General features: G+C 71.5%; 15 protein-coding genes. 8 read left to right on the forward strand and 7 right to left on the reverse strand.

Going from position 1 to position 22,818, the window contains the following annotated elements; genetic code table 11:
- Positions 1–154 precede the first annotated feature (154 nt).
- The 3 genes from ADK36_RS25980 to ADK36_RS25990 are packed head-to-tail and all read left to right on the forward strand — an operon-like array spanning position 155 to position 3,369.
- Complete coding sequence (locus ADK36_RS25980; RefSeq protein ID WP_053199268.1) at positions 155–1,243, forward strand: substrate-binding domain-containing protein; 1,089 nt, start codon at positions 155–157, stop codon at positions 1,241–1,243.
- Positions 1,244–1,297: 54 nt separating this feature from the next.
- Positions 1,298–2,071, forward strand: a complete 774-nt coding sequence (locus ADK36_RS25985) for an ATP-binding cassette domain-containing protein (RefSeq protein ID WP_048580479.1) — start codon at positions 1,298–1,300, stop codon at positions 2,069–2,071.
- On the forward strand, positions 2,065–3,369 hold the full coding sequence (locus ADK36_RS25990; RefSeq protein WP_053199270.1) for a sugar ABC transporter permease: 1,305 nt from the start codon (positions 2,065–2,067) through the stop codon (positions 3,367–3,369). The genes ADK36_RS25985 and ADK36_RS25990 overlap by 7 nt, the downstream gene beginning before the upstream one ends.
- An 83-nt stretch (positions 3,370–3,452) precedes the next feature.
- Here the strand turns inward: ADK36_RS25990 and ADK36_RS25995 are convergent, their stop codons facing one another.
- Complete coding sequence (locus ADK36_RS25995) at positions 3,453–4,655, reverse strand: NAD(P)/FAD-dependent oxidoreductase (protein ID WP_078942698.1); 1,203 nt, start codon at positions 4,653–4,655, stop codon at positions 3,453–3,455.
- Between the two features lie 202 nt (positions 4,656–4,857).
- Here ADK36_RS25995 and ADK36_RS26000 point away from each other — a divergent pair, with 202 nt between their 5' ends.
- From ADK36_RS26000 to ADK36_RS26010, 3 genes are all read left to right on the forward strand, one after another.
- The gene (locus tag ADK36_RS26000; protein WP_053199272.1) at positions 4,858–5,490 is read left to right on the forward strand and encodes a DedA family protein; all 633 of its coding nucleotides are present in this window, start codon (positions 4,858–4,860) and stop codon (positions 5,488–5,490) included.
- A 247-nt stretch (positions 5,491–5,737) separates the two neighbouring features.
- Positions 5,738–10,957, forward strand: a complete 5,220-nt coding sequence (locus ADK36_RS26005) for a family 43 glycosylhydrolase (RefSeq protein WP_053199274.1) — start codon at positions 5,738–5,740, stop codon at positions 10,955–10,957.
- Positions 10,958–11,110: 153 nt separating this feature from the next.
- The gene (locus ADK36_RS26010) at positions 11,111–12,655 is read left to right on the forward strand and encodes an alpha/beta fold hydrolase (protein ID WP_338060791.1); all 1,545 of its coding nucleotides are present in this window, start codon (positions 11,111–11,113) and stop codon (positions 12,653–12,655) included.
- Positions 12,656–13,227: 572 nt separating this feature from the next.
- Here the strand turns inward: ADK36_RS26010 and ADK36_RS26015 are convergent.
- Positions 13,228–16,392, reverse strand: a complete 3,165-nt coding sequence (locus ADK36_RS26015) for an ATP-binding protein (RefSeq protein WP_053199276.1) — start codon at positions 16,390–16,392, stop codon at positions 13,228–13,230.
- Between the two features lie 68 nt (positions 16,393–16,460).
- Here ADK36_RS26015 and ADK36_RS26020 point away from each other — a divergent pair, with 68 nt between their 5' ends.
- On the forward strand, positions 16,461–16,820 hold the full coding sequence (locus ADK36_RS26020; RefSeq protein ID WP_030054024.1) for a DUF779 domain-containing protein: 360 nt from the start codon (positions 16,461–16,463) through the stop codon (positions 16,818–16,820).
- Positions 16,821–16,898: 78 nt separating this feature from the next.
- On the forward strand, positions 16,899–18,134 hold the full coding sequence (locus ADK36_RS26025) for a phosphodiester glycosidase family protein (RefSeq protein WP_048580483.1): 1,236 nt from the start codon (positions 16,899–16,901) through the stop codon (positions 18,132–18,134).
- Positions 18,135–18,137: 3 nt separating this feature from the next.
- On the opposite strand, the gene ADK36_RS26030 is transcribed toward ADK36_RS26025, so the two are convergent.
- The 5 genes from ADK36_RS26030 to ADK36_RS26050 all read right to left on the reverse strand — a co-directional run bounded on the left by ADK36_RS26030 (position 18,138) and on the right by ADK36_RS26050 (position 22,736).
- Entirely contained in the window at positions 18,138–18,332 is a 195-nt protein-coding gene (locus ADK36_RS26030; RefSeq protein ID WP_048580484.1) for a hypothetical protein, read from the reverse strand.
- A gap of 117 nt (positions 18,333–18,449) precedes the next feature.
- Complete coding sequence (locus ADK36_RS26035) at positions 18,450–19,313, reverse strand: phosphatidylinositol-specific phospholipase C/glycerophosphodiester phosphodiesterase family protein (protein WP_053199277.1); 864 nt, start codon at positions 19,311–19,313, stop codon at positions 18,450–18,452.
- A 185-nt stretch (positions 19,314–19,498) separates the two neighbouring features.
- Complete coding sequence (locus tag ADK36_RS26040) at positions 19,499–20,584, reverse strand: acyl-CoA dehydrogenase family protein (protein WP_048580486.1); 1,086 nt, start codon at positions 20,582–20,584, stop codon at positions 19,499–19,501.
- Entirely contained in the window at positions 20,581–21,762 is a 1,182-nt protein-coding gene (locus tag ADK36_RS26045; RefSeq protein WP_053199280.1) for an acyl-CoA dehydrogenase family protein, read from the reverse strand. Before ADK36_RS26045 ends, ADK36_RS26040 begins: the two co-directional genes overlap by 4 nt.
- Positions 21,759–22,736, reverse strand: coding sequence for an NADPH:quinone oxidoreductase family protein (locus ADK36_RS26050; RefSeq protein WP_048580488.1), 978 nt, complete (start codon positions 22,734–22,736; stop codon positions 21,759–21,761). The genes ADK36_RS26045 and ADK36_RS26050 overlap by 4 nt, the downstream gene beginning before the upstream one ends.
- Between the last annotated feature and the right edge of the window lie 82 nt (positions 22,737–22,818).

Consider the following 22,818-nt stretch of genomic DNA (forward strand, 5'->3'; position numbering starts at 1 on the left):
CGTCCACGCCGCACGTTCGAGCCGGATGTCCGGCACCGACATCATGGCCATCCGTCGACTGCCGGCGTTCTGCCCGGCCGTACGCGCACCCGCGTCGTCGACACCATGAGCGCCTCCTCGCCACGCCGGGCGAAGAACAAGGGAGGTCTCGCACATGAAGGCCCGCATACGGAACGCGGTTCTCGCCCTGACCGCGATTTCCACGGCCGTGGCCCTGGCGGCCTGCGGGGCGGGCGGGGAGAGCGATTCCGCCGAGGGGGACGCGCCGATGATCGGGGTGCTCCTGCCGGACGTCACCACGGCGCGTTGGGAGACCCGGGACAAGCCCCTGCTCGACAGGGAGATCAAGGAACTCTGCGGTGACTGCGCGATCGAGCAGACCAACGCCAAGGGCGATGTGGCCATGCAGCAGGAGCAGATGAACTCGATGATCACCAAGGGCGTCGACGCGATCCTGCTCGTGGCGGTGGACGCCAGATCGCTCGCCGCCTCGGTCAGGAAGGCGGTGGAGGCGGGCATCCCGGTCATCGCCTACGACCGCCTCGCCGAGGGCCCGATCTCCGGTTACGCGTCCTTCGACGGCGAGGAGGTCGGCCGGCTCCAGGGTCAGGCCCTGCTGAAGGCCATGGGCGACGAGGTGCCCGGCGCCCAGATCGTCATGATGAACGGCGATCCCAGCGACCCCAACGCGGTGCTCTTCAAGAGGGGCGCCCTGGCCGTCCTCACGGGGAAGGTGAAGATCGGCAAGTCGTACGACACGCTCCAGTGGCGGACCGAGGCAGCTCACCTGAACATGTCGGGTGCCATCGCGGCCCTCGGCGTCGACAACATCCAGGGGGTCTACGCCGCCAACGACGGCCTCGCCGCCGGCAGCATCGCCGCACTCAAGGCGAACAAGGTGGACCCGGTGCCCCCGGTCACGGGGCAGGACGCCGAACTCCGCGCCGTGCAGCGCATCGTCGACGGAGAGCAGTACATGACCGTCTACAAGCCCTTCGAACCCGAGGCCGCCGCCGGCGCCGCCATGGCCGTGGCCGCGGCCCGCGGGGAGAGCCTCGACCGGGTGGCCCGGGACGAGGTGACGACGCGTGATGGGCGGCGGGTTCCGGCCGTCATGCTCACCCCGGTGTCCGTGACCGTCAGCAACATCAAGGACACCCTGGTCAAGGACGGGGTGTACACGATCCGGCAGATCTGCACCTCTCAACTGGCAGCCGCGTGCACCTCGGCCGGACTGACCTGACATCCGCCGCGACCGCGTCCGGATGTCCGGATCCACGGGAAGGAGATCGTCTCCGTGTCCGCTCCCCCACTGCTGGCGCTGCACGGCGTGTGCAAGCGCTACGGCGCCGTCGAGGTCCTCGAGGACATCGAACTGGAGGTCCACGCGGGCCAGGTCGTCGCCCTCCTCGGCGACAACGGAGCCGGCAAGTCCACGCTGGTCAAGGTGATCTCCGGGGTCGCTCCCGCGGACCGGGGCGTCATCGAGTGGGAGGGCCGCACGGTCCACATCAGGCGCCCCAACGACGCCCGGGATCTCGGCATCGCCACCGTCTTCCAGGACCTCGCGCTGTGCGGGAATCTCGACGTCGTCGGCAATCTGTTCCTCGGACGTGAGATCCGCAGGTTCGGGTTCCTCGACGAGATGGAGATGGAGCGCCGCACTCTCCAGCTGCTGGAGCAGCTGACCAGGGGCGTTCCGGAGCTGCGCGCCCCGGTCGTGTCCCTGTCCAGCGGTCAGCGACAGACGGTCGCCATCGCCCGCTCCCTCCTCGGCGATCCGCAGCTGCTCCTGCTGGACGAACCGACCGCGGCACTGGGGCTCCAGCAGACCACCGAGGTGATGGACCTCGTCGACCAGCTGCGCGACCGCGGTCTGGGTGTCCTGCTCATCAGCCACAACATGGGCGACGTCAAGGCGCTCGCGGACCGGGCGGCCGTGCTGCGGCTCGGGCGCAACAACGGCTTCTTCGACGTGAACACGGCGTCCCAGGAACAGATCATCTCCTCCATCACCGGGGCGACGGAGAACACGCCCCGACGGCCGGCCCACCAGGAGTCGGGATGGTGAAAGGGACCCGCGACACGGCGGACGACCCGCGGACCGAAGCCGCCGCCCCCACCGCCGAGGCCCGTCGGGCGGATCGCGGGCAGGTCGTCGCCCGCGCCATGGACAGCTGTGCCCGTGCCATGGAGAGCGGGGTCGCCTTCTCCCGGCGCAAGCTGCGGGCCGGTGAACTGGGCTCGCTCCCCGTCGTCCTCGTCCTCGCCGTCGTCTGGATCACCTTCCAGTCCCTCAACGAGAACTTCCTCTCGCCCCGGAACCTGTCCAACCTCAGCGTGGACATCGTCGGCACGGGGCTGATCGCGGTCGGCATCGTCTTCGTTCTGCTGCTCGGCGAGCTCGATCTGTCGGTCGGTTCGATCAGCGGACTCGCGGCGGCCGTCTTCGCCGTACTGAACGTGAACAACGGCGTGCCCGAGTGGCTCGCCCTCGTCATCGCGGTGCTCGCCGGCACGGCGGCGGGCACAGTGCAGGGCTATTCCTTCGCCAGAACCCGGGTGCCGGCGTTCGTCGTCACGCTCGCGGGGCTGCTCACCTGGAACGGCCTCATGCTCTACATCCTGGGGACCAGCGGCACGATCAACCTCGACGAGAACGGGCTCGTCGCGGACCTGACCAGCTACTACTTCACCCATGACTCCGTCGCGTACGGCCTGGCGGCAGTCTCCGCCGGCATCGTCTTCCTCGTGTCCTACCAGGACCGGCGGCGCCGCATGGCCGCTCATATGCCGCACCGCTCGCTCCAGGTCATCGTGGTGCGCGCGGGAGGGCTCGCGGTGGTCGCGTTCGCCACCGCGTATCTGCTCAACCGCTTCCAGGGCCTGCCGCTGGCCCTGCTGATCTTCCTGGTGGTGGTGGCCGGCCTCGACGTGATCCTCCGCCGCACCCACTACGGGCGGCAGGTCTACGCCCTCGGCGGCGGGATCGAGGCGGCCCGTCGCGCCAGCCTCCATGTGACGCGGGTGCAGACCGCCGTGCTCGCGGTCTCGGGCACCATGGCCGCGGTCGGCGGACTCTTCCTGGCCTCGCGCATCACGTCGGTGAGCCAGAGTTCGGGCTCGGGGGTGCTGCTGCTCAACGCCATCGCGGCGGCCGTCATCGGCGGTACCAGCCTGTTCGGCGGACGCGGCTCCACCTGGTCGGCGGTGCTCGGCATGCTGGTCATCCAGTCGATCGCCTCCGGCATGGCGATCACGGACACACCCGCCGCCGTCCAGTTCATGATCACGGGCGGGGTGCTCTTCGCCGCCGTGGTCATCGACGCGCTGTCCCGCCGCTCGCAGGAGGCCCACGGGCGGGCCTGACGTGTCCGTCCCACCCGGCCTCCCCGGTACGCGAGGCGCGAGACAGTCCCCGCGCACCGGGATCCCGGGCACGCCCCCGGCGGTCAGCCGTTGGAGAAGCGGCCCGCCTGGTCCAGCAGCTGCTCCGCGTCGTCGGTCGGCGGGTAGATCCAGGTCTCGTTGATCTTCTTCTTGAGCGCCTTGGCCTCCGGCCCGGTCAGCGCGACCCTGCGGTCCCAGCCCTCCGTGTAGACGGCGTCGGCCGGACCGAGGTCCAGGCAGGTGGCGTAGGGGTCCGGGGTGAACGGCAGTGGGGCGGTGCCGAGGAGGTCGGCGGCCACGTTGTGACCGGCGAACTTGCCCATGGGCAGAGCGTGCTGGCACGACTGCGTGGTGGTGCGCCCGTCGTCGGCGGCGGCGAGCGCGGTGTCGCCGGCCGCGTAGACGTCGGGCACTCCGGCCACCCGCAGGTACTCGTCCACGCTCAGCCGTCCCAGCCGGTCACGCTCGCCGGGGATCTCGGCGGTGAGGGGGCTCGCCGCCATGCCGGCCGTCCATACGACGGTCGCCGCGGGGATGACCTCGCCGTCCGAGAGGGTGATGTCCCGGCGGGTCACCGACGCCACGGTGCGTCCGAGCCGCCGTTCGATCTTCAGCTCGTCGAGCGCGTCGAGGATGGTCGGGCGCGGCCCCGGGCCGAGCTCCGGTCCCACGACGTCGGCGAGGTCGACCAGCACGACCCGGGCGTCCTCGGTCGCGCCCTGGGCGCCGGAGATCGCCTTGAGGCGCTCGCCCAGCGCGGTGGCGAGCTCCACACCGGTGAAGCCGGCGCCGACCACCACAGCGGTGTAGCGGCCCTGGGACGGAGCCTCGGCGGGCAGCCGGCGGAGATGGTGGTCGAGGGCGGCCGCCGCGGGGAGGGTGTCGACGTCGAAGATGTGCCGCGCACCGGGGAAGTCGGGCCGGATGAGCCGGCTGCCCGTGGCCAGCACCAACTTGTCGTAGGACAGGTTCAGTTCCTCACCGGTGCGGGTGACGGCACGTACGGCGTGCGCTTCGGTGTCGATCCCCGTGACGGTCGCCGTGACGCGGCGTACGCCGATCGGGCCGAGGACGCGGTCCAGGGCGACCCGCATGCCCTCGGGGGCGTCCTCGTACAGGCGGGGCCGGATGACCATGTCGTCGCCGCCGTCGACCAGCGTCACCCGCAGCGCGTCGCCGGCACCCGCCTCACGAGCCGCGCGCACGGCTCCGGCCGCGCTCCACACGCCGGCGAAGCCGCCGCCGATGATCAGGACATCTTTCATGAACTGCTCCGTTGTCGAAGTCGGTCGGGTGACGAGCCGGTGCTCGGCTCCAGGCAGGAGCCCCAGCAATTCTGGACACTAAATATCCTGGATATTGAATGTCAAGATTTACGGCCCCGCACCGCCGGGACAGGCGGCCGCGCCACACACACGGGATGCTTGGGGAAGGGCGACCGACGAGGACGGCCGGGAGGTGAGGGCGGTGATCGCCGTCAACCCGATGGACGGTTCCTCCGTGCTGGCGACCTTCGGCGCCCTCGGGGTCCTCGCGGTGATCTTCGCTGAGTCGGGCCTGCTGGTGGTCGGCTTCTTCCTGCCCGGTGACACCCTGCTGTTCCCGGCGGGCGTGCTGTGCGCGGCGAGCGCCGACCAGGCGCCACGGCTGGTGCTCTGGCAGGTTCTGCTGTGCGCGGCCGTCGGCGCCGTGGCGGGTGCACAGGTCGGGTTCGTCATCGGACGGCACGGCGGGCGGGCCCTGCTGGCCCGCACATCGAAGCGCCGCGTCCGGGACGCGGCGGCGCGGGCGGAGAAGCTCCTGGCCCGCTACGGCTACGGCAAGGCCCTGGTGATCGGCCGTTTCGTCCCGATGGTGCGGACCGTCCTGCACCCGGCGGCCGGTGCGCTCGGCGTACCCACGCGGACCTTCACCGTCTGGCAGATCGTCGGCGGCCTGCTCTGGTCCCAGGGCCTCGTCCTGGCCGGGTACACCCTCGGCGCCTCCGTACCCGACATCGACGACTACCTGCTGCCGCTGGTCGCCCTCATCGTCATCCTCTCCCTGCTGCCGCTGCTGCCCCTGCTGACCGAAGCCCGCCGCGCGAGGCACGATCGCTGATCCGCGCCACCGCCGCCAGACCCCCCGCCCGTCACGAGCCACCGTCGCGAGTCACCCCGGACACGGAGAAGTCGACGTCCCCGAACCCCGGGCTCGAAAACTTCCGTTCGGCGGGTCGGACATCGTTCGAAAACTCTTGACGCTGCGCCACACCGCGATTGACACTCTCGCAACACGACGTCACACAGCCGAAACGGCAGGGTGCCCATGGCCGAGGCCCCGCCATGCCTCAGCAGGGAAACTCCACATGCCGTACATCGCACGCGCCCGTGCCCGCGTGAGACGCCGGGCGGGCCGACTCGCCGGGCTGACCACAGCGTCGCTGTTGCTGGGCCTCGCCGCGCCCCTCGTTCCCGCGCAGGCAGCGGAAACGGCCGGGGCGGCGGAGATCACCGACGGCCTCGCCCTCTGGTACAAGCTCGACGCCGCCTCCGGCAGCACGGTGCCCGACGCCTCCGGCAACGGCCGCGACGGCACGGTCAACGGCGCCGCGGACTGGTCCGGCACCGGTCAGGGGCTCGCCTTCAACGGCTCGGACACCTACGTCAAGGTGCCGAACGACGTCATGAAGGGCATGGCCGCGATCACCGTCTCGCTGGACGTGCGGATCGACTCCACGCAGAGCACGCCGTACTTCCTCTACGGCTTCGGCAACACCAGCGGCGGCAACGGCAACGGCTACCTCTTCACCACCGGCAACTCCCTGCGGACGTCCATCGCCGGCGGCAACTGGTCGACCGAGCAGACCACCAAGCCCGCCGACTCCCACAACCTCACCCGCGCCGTCTGGAAGCACCTCACCTACACCCAGACCGGCAACACGGGCGTGCTGTACGAGGACGGCGTCGAGGTCGGCCGCAACACATCCGTCAGCATCACCCCGGGCTCGATCGGCTCCGGCACCACCACCGCCAACTACCTGGGCAAGTCGGTCTACTCCGGCGACAAGCTGTTCAAGGGACGGATCCGCGACTTCCGGGTCTACGACCGTGCCCTCGCCGGCTCCGAGGTCGAGCAACTCGCCCTCCCCGTCGCCACCCAGGGCGTCGCCGACGACAAGGCCGCGCTGAGCCTCGGTGACACCAGCGCCGTCAGGGCCGACCTCGACCTGCCGAAGACCGGCACGGCGGGCGGATCCTCGATCAGCTGGGCCAGCGACGCTCCGGCCGTCGTGTCCGGCACCGGCAAGGTGACCCGCCCGGCCGCCGGTCAGCCCGACGCCCACGCCACGCTCACGGCGACCCTGAAGAAGGGCTCCGTGACCGACACCAGGACCTTCGAGGTCACGGTGCTCCCCGACTTCGACGACCGGACCGCCGCAGAGCAGGCCGCCGAAGCCCTCACGGTCCACAACCTCGACGACGTACGCGGCAACCTCACGCTCCCGTCGACCGGCTCCTACGGCACCGACGTCACCTGGTCCTCCGCGAAGCCGGACGTCGTCTCGGCCGACGGCGTCGTCCGCCGACCCGCGCACGGCGACGGAGCCACGACGGTCGAACTGACCGCCACCGTCACCAAGGGCGAGGCGAAGGCGACCCGCGCCTTCACCGCGAAGGTGCCCGAACTGCCGAAGCACGAGGCCCTCAAGGGCTACATGTTCAGCTACTTCACCGGCGAGGGCACCTCGGACGGCGAGCAGCTCTACGCCGCGCTCAGCAAGGGCGACGACCCGCTGAAGTGGCGGGAGCTGAACGACGGCAAGCCCGTCCTGACCTCCACGCTCGGCGAGAAGGGCCTGCGCGACCCCTTCATCATCCGCTCCCCCGAGGGCGACAAGTTCTACCAGATCGCCACCGACCTGCGGATCTACGGCAACGGCGACTGGGACGCGTCCCAGCGCACCGGCAGCAAGTCCATCATGGTCTGGGAGTCCACCGACCTGGTCCACTGGACGAACCAGCGGCTGGTTAAGGTCTCCCCGGACAGCGCGGGCAACACCTGGGCGCCGGAGGCGTTCTACGACGCGCAGCGCGGTGAGTACGTCGTCTTCTGGGCGTCGAAGCTGTACGACAACGAGGCGCACTCCGGCGACACGTACAACCGCATGATGTACGCGACGACCCGCGACTTCTACACGTTCAGCGAGCCCAAGGTCTGGATCGACCGCGGCTACTCCGTCATCGACTCCACGGTGATCCAGCACGACGGGACGTACTTCCGCCTCTCCAAGGACGAGCGGAACAACACCTCCTCCACGCCCAACAGCAAGTTCATCTTCGAGGAGAAGAGCGACTCGCTCCTGGACCTCTCCTGGGACGCGGTCGCCGAGGGCATCGGCAAGGGCGCGATGAACGCGGCCGAGGGGCCGCTGGTGTTCAAGTCGAACACCGAGGACAAGTGGTACGCGTTCCTGGACGAGTTCGGTGGTCGCGGCTACATCCCGTTCGAGACGACGGACCTCGCCTCCGGCTCCTGGACCCCGTCCACCGGCTACGACCTCCCGGCCAAGCCCCGCCACGGCACGGTGCTTCCGGTGACACAGGCCGAGTACGACCGGCTGCTGCGCGCCTACCAGCCGGACCAGTTGGTGGCGGGCGTCGAGGACGTGACGGTGAAGACGGGGATCGGCGAGGCCCCGGTCCTCCCGGCGACCGTGATCGCCGAGTACGCGGACGGCGTCAAGCGTCCCGTCTCCGTGACCTGGGAGGACGTCCCGGCGTCGAAGTACGCGCAGGCCGGCACCTTCACCGTGACCGGCAGCCTGCCCGACGGCGCCGCGATCCCGGTGCGGGCCGAGGTCACCGTCTCGGAGGAAGGCGCGGACGTCCCGGCCGACCTGCTCCTGCAGTACGACTTCGACGAGACCGGCGGCAGCATCGCCCGTGACTCCAGTGGCCACGGCTACCACGGCACCTACGTCCGTACGCCCGGCTTCGGCACCGGCGTCGACGGCGGCTCGTTCAAGATGTCCGGCGACTCCGGCTCGCCGTATGTGAAGATCCCGAACGGTGTGCTGAAGGACGCCGACAGCGTCACCGTCTCGACGTACGCCAAGTGGAAGGGCGGGGACAACTTCCAGTGGCTGTTCGGGCTCGGGCCCGACAGCGACAAGTACCTCTTCGCCACCCCCTCCAACGGCGGGTCCAGCCTCTACTCGGCCATCACCAAGGCGAGTTGGTCGGCGGAGTCGAAGCTGACGGCCGGCTCGCGGCTCACGCCCGGCGAGTGGCAGCACGTCACCGTGACCCTCGACGGCACGACCGGCGCGATGGTCCTCTACGTGGACGGCATCGAGGCGGCCCGCACGACGACCACCATCAAGCCGTCCGAGCTGTACGACGGGAACAAGGACTACGGCGGCTACATCGGCAGGTCCCTGTACGCGGCCGACCCGTACTTCGGCGGCGAGGTCGACGACTTCCGCGTCTACGACCGGGCCCTGACGGCCGCCGAGGTCATGGAGCTCAGCGGCAACACCGCGGGCATCGCGAAGGCGACGCACCCCGCGCTGAAGGTCGACGCGCTCATCGACAACGCCGGCGGCAGGATCACGCTGCCGATGAAGGAGGGCACGGATCTCACGGCCCTCGCACCGGAGTTCACCCTCGCCCACGGCGCGGCGATCAGCCCCGCCTCCGGCACCGTGCGGGACTTCAGCAAGCCGGTGACGTACGAGGTGACCGGCTCGGACGGCACGAAGCGCACCTGGACCGTCTCGGCGCTCGTCATGCGGAGCCCGGTGCTGCCGGGGCTGAACGCCGACCCGAACATCGTCCGCTTCGGCGACACCTTCTACCTGTACCCGACCACCGACGGCTTCGAGGGCTGGAGCGGTACGCAGTTCAAGGCGTACTCCTCGACCGACCTGGTCCACTGGAAGGACCACGGCGTCATCCTCGACCTGGGTCCGGACGTCTCCTGGGCGGACAGCAGGGCGTGGGCGCCGGCGATCGCCGAGAAGGACGGTAAGTACTACTTCTACTTCTGTGCCGACGCCAACATCGGCGTCGCGGTGTCCGACTCGCCGACGGGCCCGTTCAAGGACGCGCTCGGTCAACCGCTGCTCAAGGCGGGCCAGTTCAGCGGCCAGATGATCGACCCCGCCGTGTTCACGGACGACGACGGGCAGTCGTATCTCTACTGGGGCAACGGCCGCGCGTACGTCGCGCCGCTGAACGACGACATGACCTCCGTCGACACGTCGAAGGTCAAGGACATCACCCCGAGCGGCTACAACGAGGGCACCTTCGTCGTCAAGCGCAAGGGCACCTACTACTTCATGTGGTCGGAGAACGACACCCGGGACGAGAACTACCGCGTCGCCTACGCCACCGGCCCCTCCCCCACCGGCCCGTGGACCAAGCACGGCGTGATCCTGGAGAAGGACCTCTCCCTCGGTATCAAGGGCCCCGGCCACCACTCGGTCGTCCATGTCCCGAACACCGACGACTGGTACATCGCCTACCACCGGTTCGCCATCCCCGGCGGCGACGGCACCCATCGCGAAACGACCGTCGACAAGCTGGAGTTCGACGCCGAGGGACTGATCAAGAAGGTCGTGCCCACCCTCACCGGCATCGACCCGGTGACCGTTGTGCACGCCGGTCCGGACGGCAGCGGCAAGGAAGGCGACGCGATCCCGCTGAACGGCACGATCTCCGGTGCGGGCAGCCCGAAGTGGTCGGTCGAGGACGACGCGCCCTGCACGGTCGCCGACCCCAAGGCCGCGCGGACCACGATCACCTGCACCGACGACGGCACGTACGACGTCACCCTGACCGGCGGCCGGGGCAGCGACACGGCCACCGTCGCCGTCGCCAACGCGGCACCGGCGATCACGGCGGCGACCGGGCCGAAGTCCGCCGTGCCGGTCCGCCAACGCGCCACGGTCACCGCCGACTTCGGTGACGCGGGCAGCCGGGACTCCCACACCTGCACGGTCGACTGGAAGGACGGCACCGACCCGACCGCGGGCACGGTCACCGGCAGCGTGTGCCGCGCCGAGCGCGCCTACACCAAGCCCGGCATCCATCGTCCGGTGATCAGGGTCACCGACGACGACGGCGCCTCGGACAGCATCACGCTCCCCGAGCTGATCGTCTACGACCGCGCCGCGGGCCCCGCGCTCGGCACCGGCGTGATCACTTCCCCGGCCGGCGCCTACCCGGCCAAGCCGGAGCTGACCGGCAAGGCGGCCTTCTCCTTCGCCGTCGCGTACGTCAGGGGAGCCACCGCCCCCACGGGCAAGGCCGCCTTCGACCTCGGGCCGGCCAAGTTGAAGTTCCGTTCCACCGGCTCCGACTGGCTCGTGGTCACCGGCTCCCGGGCGGTCTACCAGGGCTCCGGCACCGTCAACGGCAGCGGCGGCTACGGCTTCCGGATCACGGCGACGGACGGCCCGGACACCTTCCGCATCAAGATCTGGAAGAAGTCCACGGGTGACGTGGTCTACGACAACGCCGACGGCGCGAGGACCACGGGCGTCGTCAGGATCGGCGACGACCCCGGAGGACGTGAGGGCTGACCCTGAGACCCGCTCCGGACGTTCCCTGGTTCCGTCCCTGATTCCGGACGTGAACGGTTGTGGCCACCCTCGGCTCGCTGTGAAGCTCGTCGAGGAGTGGCCACTCCTGTGTTCCATGGTCCGAGAAGTATCAGGAGTACCAGGAGGAACTCTGTGCAACCGTTCATGAAGGCGCTCACCGGGGCGCTCACCGCGGGCGTGCTCGCGGTCGGCGCGCTGGTGCTCGGCCCCGGCGTGGCGGACGCCGGCCCCTCCGGCCGCTTATCCGCAGGCCCCTCGGTCGCACCCGTCGCCCCGATCGACTGGAAGCCGTGCCCCGAGCATCCCACGGCCGAGTGCGGCACCCTGCGGCTGCCGGTGGACTGGGCGCACCCGGCGGGCGAGAAGTTCGACATGGCGGTGGCACGGCGCAAGGCGACCGACCCGGACCGCCGGGTCGGCGCGCTCCTGGTCAATCCGGGCGGGCCGGGGGACTCGGGGGTGAACTTCGCCCTCACCCGCGCGCCCGCCCAGTTCAGCAAGGACCTCCAGGCCAGGTTCGACATCGTCGGCTTCGATCCGCGCGGTGTCGGAGGCAGCCGGCCGGTGAAGTGCTCGACGGAACTGCTCGGCCGGGCGCCGTCCGCGTACCCCCGCGACCAGGCGGAGTTCGACCGGCTGGCCGCCTACAACCGGGAGTTGCGCGAGGACTGCCGACGGCACAGCGGCCCGGTCTTCGACCACGCCGACACCCTCGGCGTCGTCCGCGACATGGAGGCCCTACGCAGGTCACTGGGCGAGCAGAAGCTCACCTACTTCGGCCACTCGTACGGCACGCTGATCGGCGAGCAGTACGCGGAGCTGTACGGCGACCGGATCCGGGCCATGGCCCTCACCGCGAACATCGACCACAGCCTGGGCGCCCGGGACTTCATCGTCTCCTCCGCGGTCGCCGCCGAGGACTCCTTCCACGAGTTCGTGAAGTGGTGCGGCCGCTCGCCGTCCTGCGCACTGCACGGCCGGGATGTCACCGCCGTGTGGGACGGTCTGCTCGCCCGCGCCGACCGGGGCGAGATCCGGGATCCGGAGGACCCCGGCCGGACCCTCTCCGCGAACGACATCGCCCTGTTCGCCTTCAGGTACAAGTTCTACGGCCCGGACTGGGACGAACTCGCCGACTATGTGGCCGGACTCGAAGCGCAGACGCGGCCGGGCTCCCACGCCGAACCGCGGCCGGGCACATGGGAGACGCCTGCCGCCAAGGGCACCGGTCAGCAGACGGAGGCCGCCCCCTTCTCCGCGGTGTTCTGCCAGGACTGGCGTATCCGGCCGAAGGACTACCGGGAGTTCGCCCGTCTGACCGAGGCCGAACTGCGGGCTGCGCCGCACATGCGCGGCTCACCACGCGTCCACGCCGCGCTGGCCGGGTGCGTCGGCTGGCCGGACGAGGTGAACAACCCGCAGCACCGCCTGCGCATCACCGAGGCGCCCAAGATCCTCATGCTGCACTCCCGCCACGACCCGGCGAACAACCACGCGTGGGCGACCAACGTGCACCGGCAGACCCGCGGGACGACCGTCCTGGTGACGTACGAGGGCGCGGGACACAGTGTCTACGGACGCAGTGACTGCACCCGGGGCGCGGTGGACGGCTACCTCATGGCCCTGACGATTCCGCAGGACGGAAGCAGCTGCCCCGCGGCCGGTCCGGGCGGCTGAGCACCGAGGCGGCACGGCACCCTCGACCGGCGCCCTGGGTTGTCCTTGACCGCCGCGTTCCATACCCGGTCCATGGCCGCCCGCTCCCACGGCGGCACGTCGGGTGCGGCGGTCTCGGCCAGACGCACGTTGTCGACGTCCGGCAATTGGATCTCGCGAGAGTGCAACAAGGATTCGGCCACAGGACATCGTGTCAGGACAGTGAGCCACCTCGAGCCTCGCAGCGGCCGCCGCTGTCCGGGCTGGAGGGCCGGGCAGGACAGCACCGCATAGATGCCCTCAGCGGCGCTGAGCCGCGTCACCCCCGAACGGTTCGAGGTCCGGGCGGCGAAGGCCGGCGCCAACCAGCGTTGCAGGCCCACGGCGATCACCGCCCGTCGGCCTTTACGGTCGTGGATGTCGGCGACGTCGAACACCCGCCCCGAGCCGTAGCGTCACGCCAGCTTCTTCCGAACACCACCATCGGCGAGACACGAAAGAACAGATCACGGCCGACCCGACGGCGGCGTCGGCAGGCAGACGACAACGGCTTCCACCTGGTGCGGCTGCCGGTGGTGCTCTGAACCGTTGCCTCAGCGGCCGCCGCCCAGCACCGCGAGCACGGCCTCGCCCAGCGCCTCCGGGTCCAGGTCGGCGTACGTGGACACCGCGTCCTCGTACGCCGCCTTGTCCGCGTTCGATGCTGCCTCGCGGGAGACGGCCGAGGACATCGTGGGCTGGAAGTTGCGCAGGGCGCGGAAGCGGTCGGCGAGCGCGAGCAGCCGTACGCCCCGCGCTGTCGCGCCGGTGGACAGGTCGACCGTCCCGAGGGCGAGCAGCAGGGCCCCGCACACCGGGAAGTCCACCGTCACCCGGTGCGGGGCGACCTTGGGGCGGGTCAGCAGCGTGGTCAGCCGGTCCGGGAGCGGTGTCGCGATGCCTGCGACGAGGTCGAGGCGGCCGTGCCGGGCGTGGGCGGTCACGGCGACCGCCTGGAGTTCCAGCACCCAGGGTTCCATGACGAGTTCGTCGCCGAAGACAGGGCTGGCGCCGTGCTCCAGCCGGGCCACGGCACGGCGCCACAGCGCCAGCCCGGTCTCGATGTCCCCACGGGCGAGGGCGATCTCGGCGCGGGCTCCCAGGTCGGGGACGAACGCGTCGGAGCCCTCGCCGTCGGGCTGGTGCCGCAGTGCCTCACCGAGCCAGTGCTCGGCCGCGTCGAGATCCCCGGTCTGGAGGTTGGCGAGCATCATGCCCCAGCGCAGCCCGATCGGGTCGCCCCACTCGCCGTACTCCTCCAACGCCTCCAGCGCGGACCGCACATGGACGATGGCCTCGGCGCCCCGTTCCATCTGGAGGCACAGCTCGGCGACGCGCGAGGCGGGCCAGAAACTGAGCAGGGGGATGTTCCGGTCGCCGAGGGCCGCCACCATCCGGCGGGCGGCGTCCAGGGCCCGGTCCGGCTGGTGCTCGCTCTGCCACACATAGCTGGCCAGGCAGTTGGCGACGCCGGCGAGCAGCGGGGCGTCGCTGTCGCACAGGGCCTCCAGGGCGCTGTGGTCGCCGAGTACCTCGGGCAGTGCGGACAGCACGGTCGCGACGGCGCGGACGAGGGTGTCCGGCGGGGCGGGCGGCAGCCGTCTCAGGGTGACGAGGGTGCGGACGGCGCCGGGGCCGACGCCGAGGAAGATGTTGGCGGTGGTCAGGGCGGCGGCGGTGCGGGCCGGTTCGACGTAGTCGGGGCCGGGCCGGTAGTGGGAGAGCAGCCCGGCGGTGTCCTCGGTGAGGGCGATCAGGCGCGCGTAGTTGGCGTCGGTGGTCCACAGGCCGGCCAGGACGGCGGTGACCGTGGCGACGGTGTCGGCGTCCGCGCGGGCGAGGGCGATCCGCACGGCCTGGACGAGGTTGTCCTGCTCGGCGCGGATGAGGTGCCAGGAGGCGAGCGGGTCGGGACCGAACGGCGCGTCGTGGTACTCGACTCCGAAGTCCCGCGCCCAGTGCAGGAACCGTTCCTCGACCGTCGCGTCCTCACCGGCCCGCTCGCGGTGGGCGGCGGCGAACTCCCGTACCGTCTCCAGCATCCGGAAGCGGCTGCCGTACGCGGTGTCGGTCACCTTGAGCAGGGACTGGTCGACGAGGTCCGCCAGCACGTCCAGGGTGTCGTCGTCGCCGAGGAGGTCCGCGAGGACGTGTTCGGCCGCGGTGGCGGTGAAACCGCCGGGGAAGACGGCGAGGGCGCGCAGGGCGGTCCGGCCCGCCGGTTCGAGCAGGTTCCAGCTCCAGTCGACGACGGCGTGCAGGGTGCGGTGCCGCTGGGGTGCGTCCCGGGGACCGCCGCGCAGCAGGGCGAACCGGTCCTCCAGGCGGCGGGCGATCTCGGCCACCGACATCACCCGGACCCGGGCGGCGGCGAGTTCGGTGGCGAGCGGCAGTCCGTCGAGGCGGTGGCACAGGTCGGCCACGGCGTCGGTGGGCAGCTCGACGCCGGGGCGGGCGGCGCGGGCGCGCTGTTCGAACAGCTCGACGGTGGTGGCCGGGTCCAGTTCGGGCAGCGGGTGGACGGTCTCGGAGGACAGTCCGAGCGGGGCGCGGCTGGTGGTGAGGACGCTGACGTTCCTGGTCATCGACACGAGGGCCTGGACGAGGCCGGCGACGCCGGAGACCACCTGCTCGCAGTTGTCCAGGACGAGCAGCGCCGGTCCGGGGCCGAGGGCGCCGACGATGCCCGCGAGCGCGTCGGCGGGCGGCCCGAAGCCTCCGGTGGGGGCGCGCAGGCTGTCCCCGACGCCGAGCGCCGAGGCGACCTCGCCCGCGACGTCGGCGTCCTGGCGGACACCGGCGAGCGGCACCAGATGCACGACCCGGTGTTCGGCCTCGCGCGCGACGGCACTCGCGAGGCGCGTCTTGCCGAGGCCGCCCGGCCCGACGACGGACGTGACCCGTGAGCTGTGGATCAGCCGGGTGACGGCGGCGATGTCGGCCTCCCGCCCGAGCAGCGGGTTCGGTTCGTGCGGCACCCCGCGCCGCACCACGGGCGCCTGACCACGCAGCAGCTCCTGGTGCAGCTCCTGAAGGGCGGGACCCGGATCGGTGCCCAGCTCGTCGCGCAGGCGGCGGCGATGGATGTCGTACGTCGCCAGCGCGGCGGCGGCTCCGGCGGTGGCCACCTGACAGCGCATCAGCTCCAGCAGCGGCTCCTCGTCGAGGGGGTGCCCGGCCACCAGCTCGGCGAGCGGTCCCACCGCCTCCTCCCGGCGCCCGGCGCGGGCCAGCGAGAGCGCCCGCAGCCGCACCAACGACAGGTGCGTGGCGCCCAGTTCGAGGCGCAGGGCCACCAGGGGGTCGCCGATCGGCGCCCTTTCCGCGGGGCCGCCGCCCCACAGCGCGAGGCCCTCCTCGGCCTCGGCGACCGCGCCGTGATGGTCCCCGGCCCGTGCCTTCTCCCGTCCCGCTGCGGCGTGCAGCTGGACGGCCCAGGCGTCGACCTGGTCCTCGCGCAGGGCGATGCGGTAGCCGGTGGGTGTGCTCGCGATGACCTCCACGCCGAGCAGCGACCGGGCCCGCGACACGAGGATCTGCAGCGCCTTGGTCGGGTTCTCGGGCTGCTCGTCCGGCCACAGCCCGTCCACGAGCCGGCCCGTGCCGCATCCGGCCCGCGGCTCCCCGGCAAGCAGCGCGAGCAGCCCGCGCAGACGGGGCGCGGTGATCTCCTTGCCCCGGTGGGAGACGGACGTCAACAGCGTCAGCTCGATGGTCACCCGAGCAGACTAATCAGAACGAGCGGGTGCAACCCTCTCGCAACGTTGCCCGTGCTGCCCTTGCTGCCATGTATGAGGAGACCCCGCGCGTCGAACTCACCCCCGCGGCCGCCGACCTGCTGCGCCGTCTGCGCGCGACGCACGGCCCGCTGATGTTCCACCAGTCCGGCGGCTGCTGCGACGGCAGCGCCCCGATGTGCTATCCGGAGGGCGAGTTCCGCACGGGCGGCTCGGACGTGCTGCTCGCGGAGCTGCACGTCGAGGGGGTGGCGGAGCCGGTGACGTTCTGGATGTCGCGCAGCCAGTACGAGGCGTGGAGCCACACCCGGCTGATCGTCGACGTCGTCGAGGGCCGGGGCAGCGGGTTCTCTTTGGAGGCACCCGAGGGGGTGCGTTTCCTCACCCGTTCTCGCGTCGTCGGCGCCTAGCAACCCCGCAGGTCATCGCGGTCTGGTGCACTTCCCCCGAGTCCTGCCACATTTGACGAGACATCAGGGGGAGGAATCGTGACACGTCGTCAGAAACGGTTCGGGGCTGCCAGAGCGGCCCTCACGCTGCTCACGGCACTCGGCACGCTGGCCGGTGGAGCCCTGGTGGGGGCGGCACCGGCCGGCGCCGCGCAGGACACCCCGATCGCGCCGGGAGTCACGTACGACGAGTTCGACATCGCGGCGGGACGGGGCACGGCACACGCCCATGTCCTCACCGTCGACCTTCGCGATCCGCGCGTACGTCTCGATCTGCTGCACCCGGGGGCGGTGGCGGCGCGGGCGACCGTCTCGCGGCAGGCCACCGCCCAGGGCGCCGTCGCGGGCGTGAACGGCGACTTCTTCAACATCAGCGAGGCCCAGCATCCGGGCGTCCAGGCGACCGGCGCGAGTGTGGGACCGGCGGTCGCGCGCGGCCGGGCGCTGAAGGCGGCGGTGCCGAACGGCCAGCGTTTCGGACCCGCGCTGCCGCCCGGCACGAGCACCGAGGACGTGTTCGGCGTGGGCGTCGACCGACGCGCCCGGCTGGACGGCCTGAGCCTCGTCGGCTCGATCGGCACCCCCGAGGGCCGGCTGCCCCTGCGCGGCCTCAACCAGTACGCGCTGCCCGTGGGCTCCATCGGGGCGTTCACCGCCAAGTGGGGCAGCGCCTCCCGGGCACGCGCCGTCTGCGGCACGGACACCGACCGGGCGGCCCCGTGCAGCACCGACACCTACGAGGTGACCGTCCGAGACGGCCGGGTCGTGTCGACCGCCGACACCCCGGGGAGCGGACCCATCGCCCCGGACACGACCGTCCTCGTCGGCCGGGAGGCGGGGGCGCGGCAGTTGCGGGAGTTCTTCGCGGGCGAGCCGGTCACGGTACGGCACCGACTGGCGGCGGCGACGTCACGCGTCCCGTTCCGCTTCGCCCTCGGCGGCTATCCGGTCCTCGACGGCGGGCAGCCGTTGCCCGGCCTCGACGACAGGGCCTCGGCCGTGCGCACGGCCGTGGGCATCGCGGACGGCGGCCGGCGCCTGCTGCTGCTCGCCCTGGACGGTGCGCCCGAGTACCGCACCGGTCTGACCATCGCGGAAGTGGCTTCCGTCATGCGGGAGCTGGGTTCGGTCGACGCCTTCAGCCTGGACGGCGGTGGTTCGTCGACGCTGGTCGCCCGCGCGCCGGGGGCGGCGACGGTCTCGGTGCGGAACCACCCGTCCGACGGCGCGGAACGTCCTGTCCCCAACGGCATCGGAATCTTCTCGACCCGCTGAGCCTCACGGTCTGAGGCTGCTGACGATGTCCGCCGTGGCCGTCAGACCGCTGTTGATGGTGGGCGCCATGCTCGTGCTGGCCAGATAGAAGCCGAGCAGCAGACACACCACCGCGTGGGTGATCTTCAACCCGCCGTTGCGTACGAAGATCACCGCAAGGATGAACAGCAGCAACACCACAGAGATGGAAATGGCCATCGTCAACCTCCTCCGCCACGTCCGCTTCGCGGCGTTCGGCCGTAAGTGTGGCGTAGCGGAGGGTTCGTCCGGGCGGCTGAGCTGTACTCCGAACGTGTGGTGTCCTGCCGACCGGCCCTAGGCCGTCCGGCGGCCGTCGAGGAAGGCCTCCAGTCCGGCGAGGTCGTCGGTGTTGAGGAAGTCGACGTCGGCGGCCAGCAGTTCGCCCCAGAGCGCGTCGCGGGCGGGTCCGGCCACGTCCGGGGTGGCCCAGAAGCGCACCTTCTGGCCTCGGGAGTGCGATGCCCGGACGATGCCGCGCAGCTTGCTCCGCTCCGCGTCCGGGAAGGCGCCCACGCCGAGCCAGGTGAAGTTGAGCGTCCAGTTGTCGCTGATCAGCGGGACGAAGGAGGCGGGCGCGGAGCTGCCGAGGTCGGCGAGGCGGCCGTCGTAGAAGGCCCGGCGGACGGTCTGGGCCTCCATCGGCGTACGGGCCGCACGGTCGCCGGAGATGACGGCGGTGACCGCGCCGGGGAACACCCGGCCGTGGGCGTACGTCGTGAACAGGTGCTTGTACCGCTTCAGATGCCGGTCGAGTTCGAGGTACGTAGCGGCGCCCTCGGTCTTGATGTCGACGAGCAGCTGGACCGGCTTGCGGTGTCCCCGGTGGACGGAGCCGTGGTTGGCCCTGACGCGGGCGGCCAGCGGGTCGAGGTAGAGGGACTCCAGCGTGCGGGTGGGGTCGAGGTCCTCGGGGTCGTGGGCCACGAGGAGCTGGTCGCCGACCAGGTATATGTCGGCTTCCAGGCTGCCGAAGCGGTGGTCGAGGGCGTCGAGGAGGGGACGCGGATGCTCGTAGTCGTTGTGGGCGTGTGCCCGCCACAACGGGCGTGGGCCGTGCTTCCGTTCGCCCGCCTCCGCTGAGGTGGCGGGCAGGGCGACCGCGCCCGCGAGGGCGGCGCCGAGGGTGGTGAGGGCTCCGCGACGGGTGGTGAGGGCCATGCTCTGCCTCCCAGGTAGGGCCGGATGGAACCGCTGCGAGTATGCGATTCCGAAGGGCCCAAACAGCAGAGCTGTGCGCCGAGTTGGCCGGACTGCCGCCGGGTGTTCACTTCGCCCCAGACGTGCACACCGGAAAGCCCGCCCCAGGTGGGGCGGGCTTTCCGCGCGCTTCGCTCAGGTGTACGTCAGGGCGCCTGGAGGTCGACGAGTTCGGCCAGCGCCGCGCGGTGGGCGCCCGCCGTGCCGTAGGCGATCGAGTCGGCCTTGGCCCGCTTCAGGTACAGATGGGCCGGGTGCTCCCAGGTCATCCCGATACCGGCGTGCAACTGCACGGCCTCCTCGGCTGCGTGCACGGCGACGGACGCCGCGTAGGCCTGGGCGACGGCGACCGCCACATCGGCGTCCTCGCCGGTCGCCAGCGCGGCGGCGGCGTTGCGGGCGGCCGCGCGCAGGTTGACGACCTCCAGCCACAGCTGGGCGAGCCGGTGCTTGAGGGCCTGGAAGCCGCCGACGGGGCGGTTGAACTGCTTGCGGTCCTTCAGATAGCGGACCGTCTCGGTCAACGTCCAGTCGGCGAGCCCGAGTTGCTCGGAGGCGAGCAGTCCGGCTCCGGCGCGCAGGGCGCGGCGTACGGCGGGTTCGGCGTCGCCCAGCAGCCGGCCTGGCGCACCGTCCAGGGTGACCGTCGCCACGGGCCGGGTGAGGTCCAGCGACACCTGCGGGGTGACGGTCACCGCGTCGGCGTCCACCGCGTACAGCCCGCCGTCGTCCGCGGGCACGAGCAGCACGTCGGCGACGACCGCGTCCGCGACACCGGTCAACTCGCCGTGCAGGGCGCCGCCTTCATGCCGTACGACCTTGTAGGCGCCGCCGGGAGCGACGCTCAGCGTGACGGCGAGGGCGCCGATCCTCCGCCCGGCCGCCAGCTCGGCGAGCAGGCCCCCGTCGGCCTCGCAGGCGAGCAGCGCCTCGGTGGCCACGACTGCGCTCGTCAGATACGGCAGCGGAGCGACCGCGCGCCCCAACTCCTCCAGCACGACGGCGACTTCGCGGTGCGTGGCCCCCTGGCCGCCCTTCTCCTCCGGGATCAGGAGCCCCGCCAGGCCCATGCCGTCGGCGAGCGCCTTCCACGCCTCCACGTTGTGCGGGGTGTCCGTCTCGATGCGCGCGATGACACCGGGCGCGTCGCAGTGGTCGGTGAGCAGGTCGCGTACGGCGGCCCGCAGCGCTTCCTCCTCCTCCGAGTACAGCAGGTGGGGCTGTGTGCTCATCGGGCGAGGTCCTTCCAGGCGACGTCCTTGTCGGTGCGCGGCTCGGTGGGCAGGCCCAGGACGCGCTCGGCGACGATGTTCAGCAGGACCTCGCTGGTCCCGCCCTCGATGCTGTTGCCCTTGGAGCGGAGGTAGCGGTAGCCGGCGTCGCGGCCGGTGAAGTCCACGAGCTCCGGGCGGCGCATGGTCCAGTCGTCGTACAACAGGCCCTCTTCGCCGCGCAGTTCGACCTCCAGGCCGCTGATCTCCTGGTTGAGCCGGGCGAACGCGAGCTTCATGCCGGCGCCCTCGGGGCCGGGCTGGCCGGCGACGAGCTGCTGGCGCAGCCGCTCGCCGGTGAGGCGGGCGACCTCGGCCTCGACCCACAGCTTCAGCAGCCGCTGGTGCAGATCGTGGGTGCGCAGTTCGGGGCGTTCACGCCAGGTCTTGGAGATCGGGCCGATCATGCCGCCCTCGCGGGGCAGCCGCATGCCGCCGATCGCGACGCGTTCGTTGTTCAGCGTGGTCTGCGCGACCCGCCAGCCGTCGCCGATCTCCCCCAGGCGGCGGGATTCCGGGATGCGCACGTCGGTGAGGAAGACCTCGTTGAACTCGGCTTCACCGGTGATCTGCCGCAGCGGCCGGACCTCGACGCCCGGGTCGGTCATGTCGCAGATGAAGTAGGTGATGCCCGCGTGCTTGGGCACGTCCGGATCGGTGCGGGCGATGAGGATGGCCCAGCGGGCGACGTGGGCGCTGGACGTCCACACCTTCTGCCCGTTGACGACCCAGTCCTCGCCCTCCCGTACGGCCCGGGTGCCCAGCGCGGCCAGGTCGGATCCGGCGCCCGGCTCGCTGAAGAGCTGGCACCAGACCTCCTCGCCGGTCCACAGCGGCCGCAGATAGCGCCGCTTCTGCTCCTCGGTGCCGTACTGGAGGACCGTCGGGGCGGCCATACCCAGGCCGATCCCGATGCGCCGGGGATCGTTGTCGGGGGCGCCCGCGGCCTCCAGCTCGGCGTCCACGACGGCCTGGAGGGAGCGGGGCGCGCCGAGCCCGCCGAGGCCCTCCGGGTAGTGGACCCACGCCAGGCCCGCGTCGAAGCGGGCGCGCAGGAAGTCCAGTCGGTCGGTGGTGGTCGGCGGGTGGGCGGCCAGCAACTCCGCCGTACGGCGGCGCAGTTCGGCGGCGTCGGTCATGCCGCTCCTCCTTCGGTGAGTCCCGGGATCACGGCGACGCGCCCCGTGGTGACGCCGTCGGCGACGCGCTGTACGGCGGCAGCGGCCCCGCCCAGCGGTACGCGCTCGCTTACCAGCGGCTTGATGGCGCCCCGGGCGGCCAGCTCGGTGAGCTGTTCGTGGCAGTGCTGGATCAGCTTCGGGTTCTTGGTGTTGTACAGGCCCCAGTGCAGGCCGAGGATCGAGTAGTTCTTCACCAGCGCGTGGTTGAGCGCGGGGCTGGGGATCGACCCGCTGGCGAAGCCCACGACGACGATCCGGCCCTCGAAGGCGACGACCTTGGCGGACTGGGCGTAGGCCTCGCCGCCGACGGGGTCGTAGATGACATCGGCGCCCCGGCCGCCGGTGGCCTCCTTCACCGCCGCGATGACGTCCTCGCTACGCCGGTCGATCACGACGTCACAGCCCAGTTCCCGGGCGACGGCCGCCTTCTCGGCGCCGCCGACGACACCGATGACGGTGGCGCCGGCGGCCTTCCCGAGCTGCACGGCCGCGCTGCCGACCCCTCCTGCGGCAGCGTGGACGAGCAGGGTCTCGCCGGCTTCCAGCCCGGCCCGCCGGTGCAGACCGAACCAGCCCGTCTGGTATCCGATGTGCAGGGCGGCGGCCTCGGCGTCGTCCAGCGCGTCGGGCGCGGGCAGGACGGCGGCGGCGTCCGCGACGGCGTACTCGGCGAAACCGCCGTACGGCAGGGCGGGATTGGCGAGGACGCGGCGACCGTCCTCGGTCTCGCCGCAGATCTCCACGCCCGGTGTGAAGGGCAGCGGCGGCCTGACCTGGTAGTGACCCCGGCACAGCAGCGCGTCCGGGAAGTTGATGTTCGCGGCACGCACCTTCAGCAGGACCTGGCCGTCACCGGGCGTGGGCGTCTCGATCTCGTCGAGCCGCATCACCTCGCTCGGCTCGCCGTTCTCGTGCACTTGCCATGCCTGCATGCGGTGCCTCCACGGGACTGCTTCGTCTGACCGGGGTCGGTACGCATACTAAGCGGTCGCTTGCCATCAGGGAACAGTCATC

The sequence above is a fragment of the Streptomyces viridochromogenes genome, assembly GCF_001270495.1.
In the GTDB taxonomy this organism is placed as follows: Bacteria; Actinomycetota; Actinomycetes; order Streptomycetales; family Streptomycetaceae; genus Streptomyces; species Streptomyces viridochromogenes_A.

Excerpts from the sequence above, each read along its gene's own strand:
- ADK36_RS25980 (WP_053199268.1), top strand. The coding sequence starts at position 155 with ATGAAGGCCCGCATACGGAACGCGGTTCTCGCCCTGACCGCGATTTCC.
- ADK36_RS25990 (WP_053199270.1), top strand. The coding sequence starts at position 2,065 with ATGGTGAAAGGGACCCGCGACACGGCGGACGACCCGCGGACCGAAGCC.
- ADK36_RS25995 (WP_078942698.1), bottom strand. The coding sequence starts at position 4,655 with ATGAAAGATGTCCTGATCATCGGCGGCGGCTTCGCCGGCGTGTGGAGC.
- ADK36_RS26005 (WP_053199274.1), top strand. The coding sequence starts at position 5,738 with ATGCCGTACATCGCACGCGCCCGTGCCCGCGTGAGACGCCGGGCGGGC.
- ADK36_RS26020 (WP_030054024.1), top strand. The coding sequence starts at position 16,461 with ATGTATGAGGAGACCCCGCGCGTCGAACTCACCCCCGCGGCCGCCGAC.
- ADK36_RS26030 (WP_048580484.1), bottom strand. The coding sequence starts at position 18,332 with ATGGCCATTTCCATCTCTGTGGTGTTGCTGCTGTTCATCCTTGCGGTG.
- ADK36_RS26035 (WP_053199277.1), bottom strand. The coding sequence starts at position 19,313 with ATGGCCCTCACCACCCGTCGCGGAGCCCTCACCACCCTCGGCGCCGCC.
- ADK36_RS26040 (WP_048580486.1), bottom strand. The coding sequence starts at position 20,584 with ATGAGCACACAGCCCCACCTGCTGTACTCGGAGGAGGAGGAAGCGCTG.
- ADK36_RS26045 (WP_053199280.1), bottom strand. The coding sequence starts at position 21,762 with ATGACCGACGCCGCCGAACTGCGCCGCCGTACGGCGGAGTTGCTGGCC.
- ADK36_RS26050 (WP_048580488.1), bottom strand. The coding sequence starts at position 22,736 with ATGCAGGCATGGCAAGTGCACGAGAACGGCGAGCCGAGCGAGGTGATG.